Source organism: Chromatocurvus halotolerans (genome assembly GCF_004340525.1).
Lineage (GTDB): Bacteria > Pseudomonadota > Gammaproteobacteria > Pseudomonadales > Halieaceae > Chromatocurvus > Chromatocurvus halotolerans.
Map to the genome: position 1 here is coordinate 90,020 of NZ_SLWX01000009.1, position 17,999 is coordinate 108,018.

General features: G+C 61.9%; 21 protein-coding genes. 15 read left to right on the forward strand and 6 right to left on the reverse strand.

Going from position 1 to position 17,999, the window contains the following annotated elements; all coding sequences use genetic code 11:
* The first annotated feature begins 1 nt into the window (after window position 1).
* Together EV688_RS11335 and EV688_RS11340 are read left to right on the forward strand one after the other, a co-directional pair.
* The gene (locus EV688_RS11335; protein ID WP_117318239.1) at window positions 2–394 is read left to right on the forward strand and encodes a nuclear transport factor 2 family protein; all 393 of its coding nucleotides are present in this window, start codon (window positions 2–4) and stop codon (window positions 392–394) included.
* Window positions 395–408: 14 nt separating this feature from the next.
* Complete coding sequence (locus EV688_RS11340) at window positions 409–972, forward strand: UbiX family flavin prenyltransferase (protein WP_117318237.1); 564 nt, start codon at window positions 409–411, stop codon at window positions 970–972.
* A 40-nt stretch (window positions 973–1,012) separates the two neighbouring features.
* On the opposite strand, the gene EV688_RS11345 is transcribed toward EV688_RS11340, so the two are convergent.
* Window positions 1,013–1,702, reverse strand: coding sequence for a cupin domain-containing protein (locus tag EV688_RS11345; RefSeq protein WP_117318235.1), 690 nt, complete (start codon window positions 1,700–1,702; stop codon window positions 1,013–1,015).
* Between the two features lie 93 nt (window positions 1,703–1,795).
* Between EV688_RS11345 and EV688_RS11350 the strand changes: the two genes are divergently transcribed.
* Together EV688_RS11350 and EV688_RS11355 are read left to right on the forward strand one after the other, a co-directional pair.
* Window positions 1,796–2,764 carry a 2-hydroxyacid dehydrogenase gene (locus EV688_RS11350; RefSeq protein WP_117318233.1) on the forward strand — a complete coding sequence of 323 codons (969 nt, stop codon included), beginning with the start codon at window positions 1,796–1,798 and terminating at the stop codon, window positions 2,762–2,764.
* A gap of 9 nt (window positions 2,765–2,773) precedes the next feature.
* Window positions 2,774–3,025 (forward strand): TIGR03643 family protein, encoded by a 252-nt coding sequence (locus tag EV688_RS11355; RefSeq protein ID WP_117318231.1) that lies wholly within the window; start codon window positions 2,774–2,776, stop codon window positions 3,023–3,025.
* A 7-nt stretch (window positions 3,026–3,032) separates the two neighbouring features.
* Here EV688_RS11355 and EV688_RS11360 read toward each other — a convergent pair whose 3' ends face one another.
* Window positions 3,033–4,574 (reverse strand): PAS domain S-box protein, encoded by a 1,542-nt coding sequence (locus EV688_RS11360; RefSeq protein ID WP_117318229.1) that lies wholly within the window; start codon window positions 4,572–4,574, stop codon window positions 3,033–3,035.
* Window positions 4,575–4,684: 110 nt separating this feature from the next.
* Here EV688_RS11360 and EV688_RS11365 point away from each other — a divergent pair, with 110 nt between their 5' ends.
* From EV688_RS11365 to EV688_RS11385, 5 genes are all read left to right on the forward strand, one after another.
* Window positions 4,685–5,152, forward strand: a complete 468-nt coding sequence (locus EV688_RS11365; RefSeq protein WP_117318227.1) for an LEA/WHy family protein — start codon at window positions 4,685–4,687, stop codon at window positions 5,150–5,152.
* Between the two features lie 88 nt (window positions 5,153–5,240).
* The gene (locus EV688_RS11370) at window positions 5,241–5,462 is read left to right on the forward strand and encodes an AbrB/MazE/SpoVT family DNA-binding domain-containing protein (RefSeq protein WP_117318225.1); all 222 of its coding nucleotides are present in this window, start codon (window positions 5,241–5,243) and stop codon (window positions 5,460–5,462) included.
* Complete coding sequence (locus tag EV688_RS11375) at window positions 5,459–5,692, forward strand: PIN domain-containing protein (protein WP_117318223.1); 234 nt, start codon at window positions 5,459–5,461, stop codon at window positions 5,690–5,692. The genes EV688_RS11370 and EV688_RS11375 overlap by 4 nt, the downstream gene beginning before the upstream one ends.
* Before the next feature lie 99 nt (window positions 5,693–5,791).
* A complete protein-coding gene (locus EV688_RS11380) occupies window positions 5,792–6,424 on the forward strand; it encodes a class I SAM-dependent methyltransferase (protein WP_117318221.1) in 633 nt (210 codons plus the stop codon).
* Between the two features lie 20 nt (window positions 6,425–6,444).
* On the forward strand, window positions 6,445–6,630 hold the full coding sequence (locus EV688_RS11385; protein ID WP_117318219.1) for a hypothetical protein: 186 nt from the start codon (window positions 6,445–6,447) through the stop codon (window positions 6,628–6,630).
* A 367-nt stretch (window positions 6,631–6,997) separates the two neighbouring features.
* Here the strand turns inward: EV688_RS11385 and EV688_RS11390 are convergent, their stop codons facing one another.
* From EV688_RS11390 to EV688_RS11400, 3 genes are all read right to left on the reverse strand, one after another.
* Window positions 6,998–7,345, reverse strand: coding sequence for an ArsC/Spx/MgsR family protein (locus EV688_RS11390; protein WP_117318217.1), 348 nt, complete (start codon window positions 7,343–7,345; stop codon window positions 6,998–7,000).
* Window positions 7,346–7,529: 184 nt separating this feature from the next.
* Window positions 7,530–8,825 (reverse strand): M20 family metallo-hydrolase, encoded by a 1,296-nt coding sequence (locus EV688_RS11395; RefSeq protein WP_117318215.1) that lies wholly within the window; start codon window positions 8,823–8,825, stop codon window positions 7,530–7,532.
* A 95-nt stretch (window positions 8,826–8,920) separates the two neighbouring features.
* Window positions 8,921–9,802 (reverse strand): AraC family transcriptional regulator, encoded by an 882-nt coding sequence (locus EV688_RS11400; protein ID WP_117318213.1) that lies wholly within the window; start codon window positions 9,800–9,802, stop codon window positions 8,921–8,923.
* Between the two features lie 130 nt (window positions 9,803–9,932).
* Between EV688_RS11400 and EV688_RS11405 the strand changes: the two genes are divergently transcribed.
* From EV688_RS11405 to mmsB, 4 genes are read left to right on the forward strand one after another with little or no spacing between them, the layout of a single operon-like run.
* Window positions 9,933–11,438, forward strand: coding sequence for a CoA-acylating methylmalonate-semialdehyde dehydrogenase (locus EV688_RS11405; protein WP_117318211.1), 1,506 nt, complete (start codon window positions 9,933–9,935; stop codon window positions 11,436–11,438).
* Between the two features lie 34 nt (window positions 11,439–11,472).
* A complete protein-coding gene (locus EV688_RS11410) occupies window positions 11,473–12,633 on the forward strand; it encodes an acyl-CoA dehydrogenase family protein (RefSeq protein WP_117318209.1) in 1,161 nt (386 codons plus the stop codon).
* A 52-nt stretch (window positions 12,634–12,685) separates the two neighbouring features.
* On the forward strand, window positions 12,686–13,798 hold the full coding sequence (locus EV688_RS11415) for an enoyl-CoA hydratase/isomerase family protein (protein WP_117318207.1): 1,113 nt from the start codon (window positions 12,686–12,688) through the stop codon (window positions 13,796–13,798).
* 54 nt (window positions 13,799–13,852) lie between these two features.
* On the forward strand, window positions 13,853–14,740 hold the full coding sequence (mmsB, locus tag EV688_RS11420; protein ID WP_117318205.1) for a 3-hydroxyisobutyrate dehydrogenase: 888 nt from the start codon (window positions 13,853–13,855) through the stop codon (window positions 14,738–14,740).
* Window positions 14,741–14,769: 29 nt separating this feature from the next.
* On the opposite strand, the gene EV688_RS11425 is transcribed toward mmsB, so the two are convergent.
* Complete coding sequence (locus EV688_RS11425; RefSeq protein WP_117318203.1) at window positions 14,770–16,050, reverse strand: HD-GYP domain-containing protein; 1,281 nt, start codon at window positions 16,048–16,050, stop codon at window positions 14,770–14,772.
* 315 nt (window positions 16,051–16,365) lie between these two features.
* Between EV688_RS11425 and pomA the strand changes: the two genes are divergently transcribed.
* A complete protein-coding gene (gene pomA, locus EV688_RS11430; protein WP_117318201.1) occupies window positions 16,366–17,130 on the forward strand; it encodes a flagellar motor protein PomA in 765 nt (254 codons plus the stop codon).
* Window positions 17,127–17,999, forward strand: a complete 873-nt coding sequence (locus EV688_RS11435) for a MotB family protein (protein WP_117318199.1) — start codon at window positions 17,127–17,129, stop codon at window positions 17,997–17,999. The genes pomA and EV688_RS11435 overlap by 4 nt, the downstream gene beginning before the upstream one ends.

Below are 17,999 nucleotides of genomic sequence, written 5' to 3' on the forward strand. Positions count from 1 at the left end.
CATGCAGGCCATCGACATCTGGCACGAGATTGTCGCCAGCAAGAATACGGCCCGTCTCGGGGAAATCATCTCTGACGACTGCGTGTTCCATTCGCCGGTGGTGCACACGCCCCAGGTCGGCAAACCACGCACCCTCATGTACCTCACCAGCGCCATGAGCGTGTTCAATGACACCTTCCGCTACGACAAGGAGGTGGTCACCAAAGACCATGCGGTGCTGGAATTCACCTGCACGGTGGACGGCATCGAGATCAATGGCGTCGACATCATGACTTTTGCGCCGGATGGCCGTATCTGCGAGTTCAAGGTCATGGTGCGGCCGCTCAAGGGCATGCAGATGCTGCATGCGCACATGGCAAAGATGCTAGAATCCATTGCTGGCGGAAAACACTAGCGTCGAATACCCCCATGACCCAGAGAATCATCGTAGGCATCACCGGCGCGTCCGGCATTGCACTTGGCGTTCGCGCACTGGAGCTTCTGCGCGCCGCGCAGGTGGAGACGCACCTGGTGATGAGCCGCTCGGCGGAACTCACGCTGCATTACGAAATGGAGATGTCCAGCGCCGAGGTGAAAGCACTGGCCAGTGAGGTTCATGCGGTAAAGAACATCGGTGCGTCCATCGCCAGCGGCTCGTTCATTACCGAGGGCATGCTGATTGCGCCCTGCTCTATCCGCAGCCTGTCGGAGATCGCGTCCGGTGTGACCTCTACCCTTCTCTCCCGAGCTGCAGACGTGGTGCTCAAAGAGCGGCGACGCCTGGTGTTGATGGTGCGCGAAACCCCTCTGCATCTCGGTCACCTGCGCAGCATGACCCAGGTTACCGAAATGGGCGCGATCATCGCCCCGCCAGTGCCGGCGTTCTACAATCGGCCCGATTCCATCGACGCGATGGTCACCCAGAGCGTGGGGCGCGCACTGGACCTGTTCGGCCTGCACAGCGAGGCGGTATCGCGCTGGCAGGGTGAGTAACGCGCCCGGCGTGTGGCCGCAGGTCTTTCTTCAGGCGAGCTCAGGCGGCGCGCAGGTAAGCAAATCCGCCTTCCTTGATGAACACCTCGCAGTAGCTGTTCGAGGTCGGCGTGATGCTGCCGCCCTGCGGCACGCGCAGCCAGCTGTACTGCCCGTAGTGTCCGTGTTCATCACTGAATTCGCCGCGAATGACCAGTATTTCCGCGCCGCCCGGGAAATTGAGGCGGCCCAGCGATGCCGGCTCGTCCCAGGCCTCCAGGCGTGAGAAGTCCGTATAGGGCTCCTGGGCATAGAGCTTCTTCCAGCTGGCGCCCTTGCGCACGCTGGAGCGCCAGGGCTGGTCGGCGGTCTGCACAGCAATGCGCTCGCGGTCCTGCCCCGGGTACTGCCTGAGCTTCACGAACAGCAGACAACCCTCGCGGGAAAACGGCTTGTGTGAGAAGCCCTCCGGATTCAGCAGGTAGGATCCCGCCGGGTAATCGCCCGTCTCGTCGGAGAAGACGCCCTCAAGTACCAGGATCTCCTCACCGTCCGGGTGATTGTGCTCGGGGAATTCGGAGTCCGGCAGATACTGTACCAGCGATGTAACCTGCCCCGCTTCCGCGCGACCCACCAGGTGAAGCCGCTTTCGGAGCACATGTCCACCCGGGCTCGGTGTCCACTCCATCTTTTCTGTATCGACTGCCACTCGCCGGGAGAAGTCGGCGTTGAGAAAAACCTTGTCGTCCATAGTGTTGATAACTCGCTATCTCTCGTTGTGGGACCGTGCGACAGACGCCCGGTTCCAGTTATGTTGCGTGGCGGAATAGGCTAAGCTTCCGCCATGCATAAAGTGTTTGTAACCCATCAGCTCCCCGGCGAGCGTATTCACGCGCTGTGCCAGCAGAGCGACATGAACGTCTGGCTCGGCCCGGGCCTGCTTCCCGGCGCCGCATTGCGCAAGGAATTGAGCGACGCCGATGGCGTTGTCTGCCTGCTCACTGATCGCATCGACCGCGCACTGCTGGAGATGCTCCCGAAACTGCGCTTCATTTCCAGCATGTCGGTGGGAGTCGACCACATAGACCTGACTGCGGCAACAGAACGCGGGATTCCCGTGGGGCATACGCCCGGCGTTCTGGTGGAGACCACCGCCGACACCACCTTTGCCCTGCTGATGGCGGCCTCGCGCCGCGTGGTCGAGGCCGACCGCTTTATCCGTCAGGGCCACTGGACACCGGATAACGCCTGGTCGCCGGACTTCTTTGTCGGCAAGGATATCGCCGGTGCAACACTCGGCATCGTCGGGCTCGGTGCCATCGGAACTGCTGTAGCGCAGCGCGCGAGCGGTTTCGGCATGCAGGTGCTGGGCTGGAACCGCTCGCCGCGGGATGTGCCGGATGTCACCCGGGTGTCACTGGAAGATCTATTGGCACGAAGCGATTTCGTCGTGATAACTGTGGCACTAAGTGATGACACGCGCAACCTTATCAATGCCGACCGTATCGCGCTCATGAAAAGCGATGCGGTGCTGGTGAACACCGCGCGCGGCGGTATTGTGGATGAGGAGGCCCTGGCCAGCGCTCTCGCCGGCCGCCGCCTGCTGGCTGCGGGTATCGACGTCTTCTCCCGTGAACCGGCAGCGCAGGATAATCCGCTCCTGACCCTGCCCAATGTGGTGCTCACGCCGCACATCGGCAGTGCAACAGCCGCCACGCGGCGGCGCATGGCCGATATGGCGGTGGACAACGCGCTGGCGGCACTGTCGGGGGAGCGCATGCCGCATTGCGCGAATGCTTCGGTCTATGACTGACGTGCTGTCATGAAACGTCTTTCCCCCGCCGATACGTCGCGCGTTATCGAAATGGCCTGGGAAGACCGGACGCCGTTTGAAGCCATCGAGGCCCTCTACGGGCTCAATGAGGCCGCTGTCATCCGACTGATGCGTCGCCAGCTCAAGCCCGGATCCTTTCGGCTGTGGCGCGCGCGGGTAAGTGGTCGCAAGACCAAGCACGGCGCCCTGCGCGATCCGGCGGTCAGTCGAGGCTACTGCCCGACGCAGTACAAACGCTGACGCGTGCTTATGCCTGCTCTTCGAGTGCCTGCCGCACCATGCGCGCCAGCTCTGCGCGATGATAGGGTTTGCTCAGCAGGAGCACGCCCTCGTCCAGTCGGCCATGGTGTACGATGGCATTCTGCGTGTAGCCCGACGTGTAAAGAACTTTCAGGCCCGGGCGCCGCTCGCAGGCCTGGCGTGCCAGGGTCGGACCGTTGATGCCGCCAGGCATGACCACATCCGTGAACAGCAGGTCGATGTCATCGTGCTGGTTGACGATGTCCATGGCCTCCAGCCCATTGCTTGCGACCATGACGCGATAGCCCAGCATCGACAGCTGCGTGCTGGCGTACTGGCGCACCAGTTCGTCGTCCTCCACCAGCAGAATGGTTTCCGTGCCGGACTTCGGATTGGCCGGGGGTCGCCGGGTGGTCGGTGCGGCACTCTCCGGAGACGGCGGCAGGTACATGCGCACGGTTGTGCCCTCGCCCACTTCGGAATAGATTTTGATATGTCCGCGGGACTGCTTGACGAAACCGAACACCATGGACAGTCCCAGCCCGCTGCCCTTTCCCGGTCCCTTGGTCGAGAAAAACGGCTCAAAGACTTTCTCGAGGCGGTCTGACGGGATGCCCTCGCCGGTATCCGAGATCGCCACAAGGACATAGTTGCCCGGGGTGACCTCTGTATGCATGTCAGCATAATCCTGGTCGAGAAAGATGAAGCTGCTCTCGATCGTCAGGTGGCCACTCTCCGGCATGGCGTCGCGAGCGTTCAGGCAGAGATTAAGAATAGCGGACTCCAGCTGCCCGGTATCGACCAGCGCGGGCGGCAGATCCCTGCCGAGGTCGAGCGTCAGCTGTATGTGTTCGCCCAGCGTTCTGCCCAGCAGTTCGCGCGTGGTCTCGAGCAGCGTGTTGACGTCGATTGGCTGCGGCTGCAGGGGTTGCTGTCGCGCAAACGCCAGTAGCTGGTGAGTCAGGTCCGCACCTTTACGCGCTGCGTTGGTCACCGTCTCTGCGAGCACAGCCAGATCCGGCTGGTCCCCCAGCATTTCTGTCAGCAGCTCGCCGTTGCCGAGAATGACAGTGAGCAGGTTGTTGAAGTCGTGCGCCACGCCGCCGGTGAGCTGCCCGATGGCCTCCATTTTCTGCAGCTGACGGAGCTGTTCCTCCATCGTCACCTTTTCCGTGACATCCTGCACCAGGGACAGGACCGAGACGACCTCGCCCGACGCATCGGTCAGCACCGAGTTGTACCATTCGCAGTGCAGCACCTGACCGTCGCGGGTGTAGTTGCGGTTCTTGCTGATGTTTCTGGGGACCCCGCCGCCGACCAGGTTGCGCATGACCTCGGAGACGGAGGTTTCGTCGTCCTCGTGCATGAAACGCCAGTCGGTCGGGTGCTTGCCGAGAAGCTCCTCTTCCTGCCAGCCGAAGATCTGCTCCGCCTGACCAGACCAGAAGGTGACGCGGAAGTCGCGATCCCATTCAACGACAGTCAGCGGCGAATTCTGCAGGTGCGCTGTCAGCGTTTCGAGGATGTGTTTTTTCTGGGCTTGGGGCATTTGTGCATCCACCACGGCGCGTTTTTGCGCGAGTATAGGTGTTTTCGGCGCTGCCCGCAGTGACAGCGTTACAGGTTACACTGTGCGCGAATTTCCTGCGGGATTGCACCATGCGACGGACTCTTTTCCCACTGGCCCTCGGGACGCTGCTGGCCCTGCTGACCGGCTGCGCCACGTCTCTGGTCAATTTTGATGCGCCCGAGATTGATCTCGTCGGACTGAAGCCCCTGACGTCCCGCGGCATGGAGGCCCGCTTCGCGGTGCAGCTGCGCGTTCTCAACCCGAATACGCTGCCGCTGAATGTCGATGGACTGCACTATCAGGTGTACCTTCGCGACCAGCGAGTATTGTCCGGGGTCAGCGCCGAACCGGTGCGCATTCCCGGCTACGGGGAGGACGTGGTCGACCTGGAAGCCAGCGCCGGCGTGCTGGGCTCTCTGGCGCTGCTGCGCGATCTGATGAGCAACCCGCCGCAAAGCGGATTGCCCTACCGGCTGGAGGTGAAGCTGTCTGTTGACCGCTCGCCGCGTCCACTGCGGATTCAGCGGGAGGGAATGTTGCGCCTGTCAGGGGGCTGATGGCGCGCATAAACCCCGTTGTCTTCAAAGCAACAACTGATGTGTTTTACGACATGCTTAATGATCACAGTTTCGTAAGGAGGGCGGCATGCCATCTGTCACCCTGTCCAGCAAGTTCCAGCTGTCTATCCCCAAGGCCATTCGCGAGGAGATGCAGCTTCACGCTGGCCAGAAGTTCGCGATCATTACCAAGGGCGACACTATCGTACTGGCACCCATTCGCCGTCTGGACGAGGTGCGGGGGCTGTTGAAGGGGGCCAATCCCGGTAAATATCGAGACCATGGCGAGCGCCTGGAGCGCTACAAATGACCCTGGTGGATACCTGCGGCTGGATCGATTGGCTTACCGAGGGCATATTGGCAGAGAGTTTCACTCCGTACATGCATGACCCCGCAGATCTGTCGCTATCCCACAAGCTCGCTTTTGCCGATGCGGTCATCTACGCCAGTGCTCGCAAGTACGATGCAGAGCTGGTGACTTCTGATAATCATTTTGAAGGGTTGCCCGGCGTGAGCTACTTCCAGAAAAAGTCGTTGTAAACGCCCCTGCGTCTGTCCATGGCTCGCCCCAGACATCCGGCCGGTTGAGGACGGTGTCTGGTTGATCCCGGAAGGCTTGATCAGCTGCCGAAAAACCGTATGCTCCAGCGCATGCCCGATGATTATGACAGTCACGCAGCGGAACGCGCTGCGCGCTACAACGCAATGAATCCGGAAGTCGTTCACGCGCCCTGGCTCTCGTTGCTGCAGGAGCGAACCACAGGGTTTGCCTGTGACATCGGCGCCGGGTCCGGCCGCGACGCCAACTGGCTGGCGGGAAAGGGCTGGGATGTTATCGCCGTGGAACCCAGTGCCGGCATGCGCGAGCAGGCCATGAGTCAATCCCATCCTAACGTCAACTGGCTGGACGACAGCTTGCCGGACCTGAAGACACTTAGAGCGATGGGACACCGTTTCGACCTGGTGCTGCTGAGTGCCGTGTGGATGCATGTGGCGCCGGGTTCCCGGGAGCGTGCCTTTCGCATCCTCACCGAACTGCTGAAGCCCGGTGGGCATTTGATCATTACCCTGCGTCACGGCTCCGACGAGGAAGAAAATCACCGGCGCGGTTTCCATCCGGTGCATGCCGGGGAAATCGAAAACTTCGCGCGATCCCGCGCCGTGGTCGTAACGCTGCGCGAGCGACGTCCGGACACGAACGGACGTGAACATCTCGAGTGGGAGACGGTGGTGGTGTTGGTGGGGATCGCCTGCCCTCCGCTGAGACACTGAGCGACGCCCGCGGGCGGATCGTGGACTGGTGGGAAGTGGCTTATGCGACGACAGAATGGCAGGAGCGCTTCCGGCTTGAGGCGGTGGCCGCATTGCCCGGCCTGTCGGATTCACCCACGCTGGACGATATCTACCAAGCGATGCGTCACCAGCGTGCGCGGCTGAAGTCGGATCAGCAGCTGGCGGAGTGGTCGCTGGGCGAGTAACCAGGCGGGCAGCTCGACATCCGCCAAAGATCTGGGACCAGCAATCTCCGCGGAGATCTGTATCCGCCACAGATCCCGGACCAAAAATCTCCGCGGAGATTTTCATGCGCCGTTTCCCGAGCATCCCCTGTCTACAGGGTCAGGGAAGGTCCGGGCGGAACACACGTTCACTCTTTCGCACCTCAACCCCTGCAAACTGTCTGAAGCCCCTAATGCGCTGCCACTGTCGGGCTCGACGGCCAGCCACCGCATCTCACCTACCCACGGCATCCAGGCGCTCAGTGCAGAATTCAGCACGCGATCATCGTTGGACGCCTGCAGCAGGCTGGGTTTGACGCCGTCGTCATACCAGGTTTCAAGCCGCGCCTCAGCGAATCTCCAGCAGGCGCTCGTTAGGTCGGCCAAGTACGGCCTTTTTGCCGTTGATACCGATAGGGCGCTGAATGAGCCTGGGGTTGGCGGCCATGGCAGCAAAGACCGCATCATCGTCAGCATCGGTGGCCAGCCCTGCAGCTGCGGCATCCTTGTCACGCAGAAACGCCCGGGGGCTCACCTTGCCCATCTTGACAGCAATATCCCGCAGTTCTGCTTCACTCAATTGCTCTGTCTTGTTCATGTATTTGCGGATCGTGGGCGCAATACCCTCCGACTCAAGCAGGGCCAGACCCTTCTTGGAGGATCCACAGCCGGGGTTGTGTATCAAAGTGTAAGTCATGCCGAGCTCTCTCATGTGCTATAGGTGATGGGATTACGCATGGCCGGCCGCTTCCGGCACGCGGTGGAACGTATCTGGCGCAACTGGCTTGCTCGGCGCAGTGGTCGAGCGAAGCTGTTCTGTCGACCCTTCATTTTACTCGCTACTCGCTACTCGCTACTCGCTACTCGCTACTCGCTACTCGCTACTCGCTCAGCGCCAGTACTGCCCGATAGAGCACCTCCGCCCCCTTCGCCAGCGCCTCCTTGCTTGTGTATTCCCGCGGTGAGTGGCTCACGCCATCCCGGCTGGGCACAAAAATCATCCCCGTCGCCCAACGCGCGGCCATGTTCTGCGCATCGTGGCCCGCACCGCTTGGCATCGCCATGCTGCTGTAGCCTAGCTCGTCCGCCGCGGCCCGGATTGCCGCCTGAATCTGTGGGTCTGTCGGCGCCGCAGTATGGGAGAGAGCGTGCTCAATGGTGATCTCCACGTCGCCGGCCTCTGCAATGGCATCGGCGCGTTCGCGGATACGTGAAAAGGCGTCGGCAATCTGCGTGCTGTCCAGATCGCGCATCTCCAGCACCAGTTCCACGCGGCCGGGCACGATATTGGATACGTTCGGTTGCACTGCAAGCTCACCCACCGTGCCTACCAGCCGCCCGCCCACGGCGTTCACGGAGTCGTTCACCGCAACCACCAGCTTCGAGGCGGCGAGAAGGGCGTCCTGCCGCGCGTTCATCGGCGTGGTGCCGGCGTGGTTGGCGCTGCCCTCTACGGTGATGGACCACTGCTCGATACCCACGATGCCCTCGACGACGCCGATATCGATGCCGGCATCGTCGAGGTAGGGACCCTGCTCGATGTGCAGTTCGATAAAGGCAGCGAGCTCATCCGCCGAGCGCTCGGCCATGGACACCTTCCCGCTCATGCCGCCCACAAAGTCCATGCCCTTGGCGACGCTGCGGCCGCTGTTGGTGACAAAGTCCAGCTCGTCCGCGGTGAGCTTGCCGATCATCGCGGCGCTGCCGAAGAGCCCATCCTCCTCGGCCACGAAAACGATCAGCTCCAGGGGATGGCGGGTGGCGATGTCTGCCTCCTTGAGCATGGACATGACCTCCATGGCAGCGACGGTACCGGCCTGCCCGTCGTAACTGCCCCCGTTGGGCACGGAGTCGATATGCGAGCCGAAAGCGACCGCGGGCAGCTGGGGGTCGGTGCCGGGCCGCGTGGCGATGATATTGCCGGCCGCATCCACGCGAATCCTCAGGCCCAGGTTTGCAAGCTCTGGCAGCAGCCATTCCCGCGCCCTTCTGTCCGCTTCGCCAAAGCCCGGCCGGGAGGTGCCACCGTCCGGCGTGCCGCCGAAGGTTGCGAGCCTGTCGATGCGCGCCTGGATGCGTTCGGGGTCAGCCGCGACCTGAGCGAGGGCAGGGAAGGTGAGCAATGTTGCGAGCAGAGTCGCGACCGGTGCAACGGTTTTCAGCAGGCAGTCTGGCATGGCGTTTTTTCCTCGGTGGCTACGGCCAACCAGGGAAACCTTACACCGGATCAGATCTGATGTTCACGGAAATTGTGGCCCTGGTGATACTCACGTCACCGTCTTACCGACTCCCGATAACCCTTCGGCGACACACCCACCACCCCCTTGAATGCCCGCGAGAAATACAGCGCATCCGTATAGCCCAGCTCTTGGGCAATACTGCCGATGCTGCGCCGCGAGGTATCCAGCATGCGGCATGCCGCCTCCATTTTCAGGTGCAGGAAGTGCTTGATCGGCGAGTAGCCGGTCAGTGCCTTGTAGCGGTTGGCAAAATGAAAGCGCGACAGGTTGGCGAGCCGGGCCAGGTCGTCCAGTGACAGGGGTTTGTCGATGTTCGCGCGCATGTAGTCCTGCAGGCGCGTGAGGTCCAGTTCGCCGGGCTGCGCGGCGCGACGCTGGCTGGCGGCCAGCGCAAACTGGGTGAACAGGTGGCGCAGGTGATTGGCAGCGTTGACAAAGGCGGCCAGGCTGTAGCCGGTGCTGCGTACTGCCAGCAGGCTGTCGAAGCTGGCGATCAGCGCGGGGTGCACGTCCACCTCGACTACCGGTTTCCCCGGACGATAGCCCAGGTAATCCATGAAGGCGCCGGCATTGTCGCCGCGGCAGTGCACCCAGTACAGGTGCCAGGGGTCCCGGCTGCTGGCGCGGTACTCGTGGGCAAGCCCCTGGGGCAGCAGCATCAGGCTGCCGGGACCGGCGGCATGGGTTGAGCCGCCAGCCTGCAGGACACCGTGACCGGCCGTGCAGTAGATCACGAGGTTGTCGTCGTGGCGCTCCCGGCGCATGCGGTGGCCGTGTGCATGCGGATAGAATCCCATGGCGGTAGGGAAGCAATCCTGGGTCAGGGGGTTGCGCTGCAGGGCCGCCAGGATAAACCCGGGCGAGACGAAGCGTATGCCATTGTGTGGCAGCGGCCACTCGGATGGTGCACTCATCGTGGGTTCTCTCCCGCTGGCGTGGGCGTCAGCAAGATAGTCCATGTATCCCGCAATTTCGTCAATGGCAGGGGGTCGATGCAACTGCTAGAGTTGGGTGATTATCACGATAATGTCACAGAGGTGTTGCATGACCCGTCAGGTTCCGCTGTTTATCAACGGCGAGTTCGTCCAGAGTGCGAGTAACGACAAGCGCGATGTTCTCAATCCCGCCACCCAGGCCGTGCTGGCCGAAGTGCCCTTCGCCACGCCCGATGAGGTGGACGTGGCCGTCGCCAGCGCAAAGGACGCCTTCCAGACCTGGCGCGATGTGCCGGTGGCGGAGCGCGCGCGCCTGATGATGCGCTACCAGGCGCTGCTCAAGGCGTACCACGACGAACTCGGCGAAATCCTTGCCCACGACACGGGCAAGACCTTCGAGGATGCCAAGGGTGACGTCTGGCGCGGCATCGAAGTGGTGGAACAGGCAGCCAATATCCCGTCCAACATGATGGGTGAGACGGTGGAGAATGTTGCCAACGGCATCGATACCTACACCTATATTCAGCCCTTGGGCGTTTGCGTTGGCATCACGCCGTTCAACTTTCCGGCCATGATCCCGCTGTGGATGTTCCCGCTGGCCATCGCCGCCGGCAATACCTTCGTGCTCAAGCCCTCCGAGCAGGTTCCTCTTACGCCGGTGCGGCTGGTGGAACTCTTCATCGAGGCGGGAGCGCCCAAGGGCGTGCTCAACATGGTTCACGGCGGTCCCGACCAGGTCAACCAGCTGCTTGAGCACCCGGACGTCAGGGCGGCGTCCTTCGTCGGCTCCAGCCATGTGGGCGAGCACATCTACCGCACCGGCACGGCGGCGGGCAAGCGCGTGCAGTGCATGATGGGCGCCAAGAACCACATGGTAATCATGCCGGACGCAGACCCGAATGCGGTACTGAACGCCCTGGTGGGTTCATCGGTGGGCGCCGGTGGCCAGCGCTGCATGGGCATCTCGGTCGCCATGTTCGTGGGTGACTCAAGCCAGCTGATCGACGCCCTGGCCGAGCGCCTTGCCACGGCTCAGCCGGGTGTCTGGGACGACGCATCGGCGTCTTATGGCCCATTGATTTCTCCGCAGGCGCGCGAGCGCGTGCTGGGGCTGATCAGCAAGGGCACGGAAGAGGGCGCCACCTGCCTGCTGGATGGCAGTGACTGCACGGTCGACGGTTATCCCGACGGTAACTGGGTTGGGCCCACCCTCTTCAAGGATGTGACTCCCGAGATGAGCATCTATAAGGAAGAGATCTTTGGCCCGGTGCTGTGCTGCATGCAGGTGGAGACGCTGGAGGAGGCCATCGCCCAGATCAACAGTCTCGAGGTCGGCAATGGGGTTTCCCTGTTCACGGCCTCAGGCGGTGCGGCGCGCAAGTTCCAGCACGAGATCCTGGTGGGGCAGGTGGGGATCAACATCCCGATTCCGGTACCGCTGCCGTTCTTCTCCTTCACCGGCTGGCGCGGTTCCTTCCGCGGCGACCTGCACGCCTACGGCAAGCAGGCGGTTCGCTTCTACACCGAAACCAAGACCATTACCGCGAAGTGGAGCTTCCAGGAGCCGGCTGCGACTGGGGGTGGGCAGCCGAACATGAGCATCAACCTGCGCTGAAGCCAGGTAAACCAGGCGGGACGGGAGACAATACGTGGATTTTGCATTGAGTGAAGACCAGCAGGCCTATGTCGACAGCGCCAAGGCCTTTGCGGACAAGGAACTGGCGCCCAACGCGGCGCTCTGGGATGCCGAATCGGTATTCCCGAAAGACGTCCTGGCCCGGGCCGGTGAACTCGGCTTCATGGGCATGTACACGCCGGAGTCTGCCGGTGGCCTGGGCATGGGTCGGCTGGATGCCAGCCTGATCGTGGAGGAGCTGTCCAGGGGCTGCACCACCACCGCGGCCTTCCTGACCATCCACAACATGGCCACCAGCATGATCGGCAAGTACTGCAACGAGCAGACCATCGAGGAGTGGTGCCCGTCGCTGGTTACCGGCGAAAAGCTGGCCTCCTACTGTCTGACCGAGCCCGGTGCCGGCTCTGACGCGGCCAAGCTGCGCACCCGCGCCGAGCGCGATGGCGATGACTACGTTATCAACGGTAGCAAGGTGTTCATTTCCGGCGCCGGCGAAACCGACGTGCTGGTGGTGATGCTGCGCACCGGTGATGAGGGCGCCAAAGGCGTGACCGCCGTGCTCGTGCCAGCCAATGCCGAGGGCATCAGCTACGGCAAGAAGGAAGAGAAGATGGGCTGGAATGCCCAGCCGACCCGCGCCGTGACCTTCGACAACGTGCGTGTTCCGGTTCGCTATCGCCTTGGCGAGGAAGGGCAGGGCTTTGCCATCGCCATGGAAGGGCTGGACGGCGGACGTATCAACATTGCCACCTGCAGCGTCGGCACTGCGCAGCAGGCCCTGGAGGAGGCCGCGGCTTACGTGCAGGAGCGGGAGCAGTTCGGCCAGTCCATCGCCACCTTCCAGGCCACCCAGTTCAAGCTCGCCGACATGCTCACCGAACTGGTCGCTGCCCGGCAGATGATCCGCCTGGCGGCCAGCAAGCTGGATAACAAGGCACCCGAGGCGACCACGTATTGTGCCATGGCCAAGCGCTTCGCCACGGACGCCGGTTTCCATATCTGCAACGACGCGTTGCAGCTTTTCGGGGGCTACGGTTATATCAAGGAATACCCCATGGAGCGGCACGTGCGCGACACCCGCGTGCACCAGATTCTCGAGGGCACCAACGAGATCATGCGCGTGATTATCAGCCGCCGAATGTTGATGGAAGGGGCGCTGGCGGTGATACGCTAGTTTTCTCCACACGCCAAGTTTCGCGAGACGCCAACAACAGACAGGATACGACATGTCAGATTCACCGGTGCTGATCACCGAACAGGATTCCGCCCAGGGCGCGCTCGGCGTCATCACGCTGAACGTGCCGAAAACGCTCAACTCGCTCACGCTGGAGATGGTTGAGTTGATCCAGGGGGCACTGAACCGCTGGCGCCGCGATGACAATATTGCCGCCGTGTTTATCGCCGGTAGCGGCGACCGCGCGCTGTGCGCCGGCGGCGATGTGCAGGCCCTGCACGCGTCGGCTGTGGAAAAGCCCGGGGGGCCCTGCCTCTACGCAGAGAGTTTCTTCACCCACGAATACCGCATGAACTACACGCTGCACACCTACCCCAAGCCGATTGTCTGCTGGGGCAGCGGTATCGTCATGGGCGGGGGCCTGGGCATCATGTCCGGCTGTAGCCACCGGGTGGTAACGGAGACCACGCGCATTGCGATGCCCGAGATCACCATCGCCCTGTTCCCGGACGTCGGCGGCAGCTGGTTTCTGAATCACATGCCCGGCAGCATCGGACGCTTTCTCGCCCTCACCGGCGCCCACATCAATGCGGCGGATGCCCTGTATGTCGGTCTGGCAGACCGCTTCATTACCAGTGATCGCTGCAACAGCGTCATGGAGCAGCTGCTCGCCCAGAGCTGGACTCAGGACCCCGGGGAGAATCACGGCCTGGTGCAGGATGTGCTGCGCGCGGCGGCGAAGGCGAGTGCCGCGCAGCAGCCCGAGGGCCAGGTCGCGGCACACCGCGCGCAGATTGCCACCCTGTGCGACGCCAACACGATTCACGGCGTGGTGGACAACATCCTCGCGCTGGACACCGACGACACGTGGCTGTCCCGGGCGCGGGACAGCCTCGCCAACGGATCACCGCTGGCGGCGCTGCGCATCGACCGTCAGCTCACAGTTACCCGTCACAGCTCACTCAAGCAGGTCTTCCAGGCGGAAATCCAGCTGGCCACCCAGATTGTCCGCCATCCGGAATTTGCCGAGGGCGTGCGCGCTCTGCTGATCGACAAGGACCGCAATCCGGCCTGGCAGTACGCCACCACCCGTGACGTTCCCGCCGAGGTACTGGACGGGTTCTTTGTCGCGCCCTGGGATACCAACCCCCTGGTTGATCTCTAGCGCGAGCGCAGCCCGCCGCGCTCGCAACCGTCAACAACTTCCGGAGAACAGAACATGGCACGCGTCGCATTTATCGGTCTTGGCAATATGGGCGGTCCCATGGCCGGCAACCTGCTGAAAGCCGGCCACGATGTCACTGTCTTCGATCTGTCTGCACAGGCCACTGCAGCTCTGGCGGAGCGCGGCGCGAGTGTGGCGGAGTCGGCCCTGGCCGCGTCTGCCGACAAGGATTACGTGATTTCCATGCTGCCCGCGGGCAAGCACGTGACCGGAGTCTATCTTGGTGACGAGGGCCTGCTGGCAGCACTCGACGCACACACCACCGTGCTCGACTGTTCCACTATCGATGCCGGAACCGCGCGGGATGTGGGCGCTGCCGCGGAAAAGCTGGGCATCGGCTTCATGGACGCGCCAGTCTCCGGCGGCGTTGCAGCGGCGGCTGCCGGCACGCTTGCCTTCATGTGCGGCGGCGACCCCATGACTTTTGAAAAGGCGCGGCTGATCCTTGCGGACATGGGCAAGAACATTTTTCATGCCGGGCCCGCCGGCGCGGGGCAGGTGGCCAAGGGCTGCAACAACATGCTGCTGGCGATCCACATGATCGGCACCTGCGAGGCGCTGGAAATGGGCGCGCGTCACGGCCTCGACCCGAAGGTGCTGTCGGAGATCATGAGCGCCAGCTCCGGGCGCAACTGGTCGCTGGAGGTCTACAACCCCTATCCGGGGGTCATGGATGCAGCGCCGGCGAGCAACGATTACCAGCCGGGGTTCATGGTGGACCTGATGGTCAAGGATCTTGGCCTGGCCATGGATATTGCCGAGAGCGGCGGCGTTGCCAACCGCATGGGCCAGCTGGCGCAGGCGCTATACAGCGAACACCAGGCCGAGGGTAACGGCGCAATGGATTTCTCCAGCATCATGCAGCGCCTGCACACGCGGTAACAGATACCGACCGCGCTCTGAATGCCGGCTTATCGGGCGTTCAGCGCCTGCGTCGTGTTTTCCAGCCATTCAAGAACAACCGTATCCTTGCGCATGTCCGGGTCGTCCTGTGCGGCCCTGGACAGAATGTCCGTGGCCTCACGCGCCTGCCGCAGCCCTTCACGCAGAACACTGCAGGCCTCCAGGTGCGCCTCCGAGTCCGGTTCGCTCGCCTCAAGGTCTTCAATCAGGTCCGGCGCCAGACCCACGCTGGAAAACGCCCTGCGTATGGCGCGAAAGTCCCGCTCTGCGAGCGTCCACGCCTGTGCCGATGCGTGTTCCTGCACGGCCTCCCAGCCTTCGAGAATGTCGCTCAGGCGGGCATACAGTGCCGGGATGTCCCGGGTATCGAACGGGTATTTCTCCAGGGGTTCGGCGACATTGAAGTGCTCCCAGAAGACTCGCGTGATCACCGGATCAAACTGATGCGCATAGGTTCTGATCACGATGGCAAGATGGCGCGCTCCTGCCGACTGGCGTATCCCCAGGCTGAACTCGATGAACGACAGAATGCGCCCTGCCAGGCTCATCTGGTCCCCCCGGAGGCCGCCAGGGTAACCGCTGCCGTCCGCGCGCTCATGGTGCTCGAGGACGGCGCGTGAAACGGCCTTGTCGTAGACATCCAGGGCATCAATGATAGAGCCGCCGATCACCGGATGTGTCTGTACCTGTCGCCGGAGCGCCTCGTCCAGGCGTTCTTTCGGGTCAAGGATGCGGTGGTCGATGTGCAGCTGGCCGATATCATGCAGCAGCGCTGCGCTCGCAAGATGACGCTCCTCGACCATGTTCATGTCGAGTTTCTGTCCAAGAAATATCGATCCCATGGTGCACCAGAGGCTGTGATCAATCAGTCGGGGCGCCTGTTCTGCCAGCACCGTGAGCTTGTTGCGAATCGCAGTGGGAAGCTGCATGTGCCCGAAACAGGCGTGAAGAAAATCGCCGGTTGTCTCTTGCTCGATGAGGGCGGCGAATTCTTTTTGCTCGTTGAGCAACTCCCGAGCCCGTGATACGAGATAAGCGCTGTCAATGGCGTTTTCCACCACACAGCTGTGGTCAATCGGTTTGAGCAGCTTGTGCCTGAGGAGTTTGTCGAGCAGGCTGCTGTTGACCTGGTAGCCGGCTGCAAGCAGCTTTACACCACTGGTGCTGCAGATATCCTCGGTGGCGGTGATTGCACGTCGATCACCGACCTCGGTCACATGCTTCAGGTATTGCTCTACCACACCGTCTTCGCAAGGCACGGCCATGTCCGAATCCTGTTGCTGTGTCATGGGCAACCTGTGTCGTGAAATCAGTGGCTCTGCGTGGGTTGTCAGGGTCGTGAGTTCTGTCACCAGCTCGGTTTTCTGATACTGCGCCGACAGAAGTCCGCAGCAAGTGATATAAGACTGAGGCAACAGTATCAAACTTATCGGTGGGTAAAGCCACCATCATCGTGATGCAGGGCGGCTGTCCCGGTGATGTACTGTCCTCGCCCGCCAAGTGCCATGCCATCAACAATACATACCGTGCAGCAGATTGGGATATACTTCTGGGCGTTCACCCTCCGGGCAGTCCGCGGCAAAAAAACAAAGGGAACAGGAAGCATGGATCTGGCGACATTACTGGGCCTGGTAGGCGCCCTTGGGGTAGTGATGGCTGCCATCATCACGGGTGGTTCTCCCATCATGTTTTTTAATATACCGTCAGTCCTCATCGTGATTGCGGGCACCATGCTGGTTGTGATGATCAAGTTCAACATGGCCCATTTTCTCGGCGCCTTCAAAGTCGCCCTTAGGGCATTCTCCAACAAGATGGAGAACCCGGAGGAGGTCGTGCAGAAAATCGTCGAACTGGCGACGATTGCCCGCAAGGAAGGTCTTTTGGCGCTCGAGAATGCGCAGATCGACAACGAGTTTCTTCAGCGTGGCGTACAGATGGTTTCGGATGGCAATTCACCGGAAGTTGTCAGCAATGTCATGACCAAGGACCTGCAGCACACAATCGACCGTCACCAGTGGAGTGCCAAGGTGTTCACCGCCACGGGTGATGTAGCGCCAGCCATGGGTATGATAGGTACTCTGATCGGTCTCGTTCAGATGCTGTCGACCATGAACGATCCGAAGACGATCGGGCCGGCCATGGCGGTGGCGCTGTTGACGACCCTTTACGGCGCCATTCTGGCGAATATGGTGGCGTTCCCGATTGCCGACAAACTCAACCTGCGCAAGGTGGAAGAGGGTCGAATCAAAGCGATCTGTATCGATGGTCTCCTGGCCATTCAGGACGGTCAGAATCCGCGAGTCATCGAGTCAATGCTCAAAATGTACATAGCGCCTGCAAAACGCAGCAGTGAAGACGTCAACGCATGATCGACTTCGACCAGGGCGAGGGTGACAATCGCGGCGCTCCAGCCTGGATGGCGACTTTTGCCGATCTGATGTCGCTACTACTCGCGTTCTTTGTCCTTCTGCTGTCCTTCTCCGAAATGGACCTGGAGCGCTACAAGACCATTGCCGGCTCAATGAAAATGGCGTTCGGCGTGCAGCAGCAGATCAAGGCAGATGACACGCCCAAGGGTACCAGCGTCATCGCGATGGAATTCAGCCCGGGCCGGACCATCCCCACCCCGATCCAGCAGATCCAGCAGGTGACCCGGGATAGCAGCCGTTCCTCACTGCAGACGGGCACCCAGGAACAGGCTCAGGCCAAAATGGACGACGAGCAGGCCCGTGCGCTCCTGGAGCAGAAAGTCGCCACGCTGGAGCAGGAAACCGCTGCCGATGCCCAGCGGCTCCGCGCGCTGTTCGCCGATGAAATCGCCAACGAAAACATCGATATCGAGTCAGAAGGCCGCTTCATCACTATTCGCATCCGCGAGAACGGATCGTTTCCCTCCGGCTCTGCCAGTCTGACGGACGGTTTTCTGCCTGTAATAAGCAAACTGCGATCTGCAATGGCGGAGATCCCTGGAAAGGTCGCGATTGAAGGACACACCGACAACGTCCCTATCAGTGGTGGCCCCTTCCCCACCAACTGGGCCCTGTCGGCCGGCCGCGCCCTGTCGCTTACCCACGAACTGCTGCGCGAGCCCAACCTGGAGGATCGCCGCATGATGGTGGTGGGTTATGCCGACACACAGCCTCTCGCTGGCAATGACACCGCTGAGGGCCGCGCCAGGAACCGCAGGGTGGAAATCGTCATACGCCAGGCTCTTGCAGAATCAGAGGAGTATCTTTGA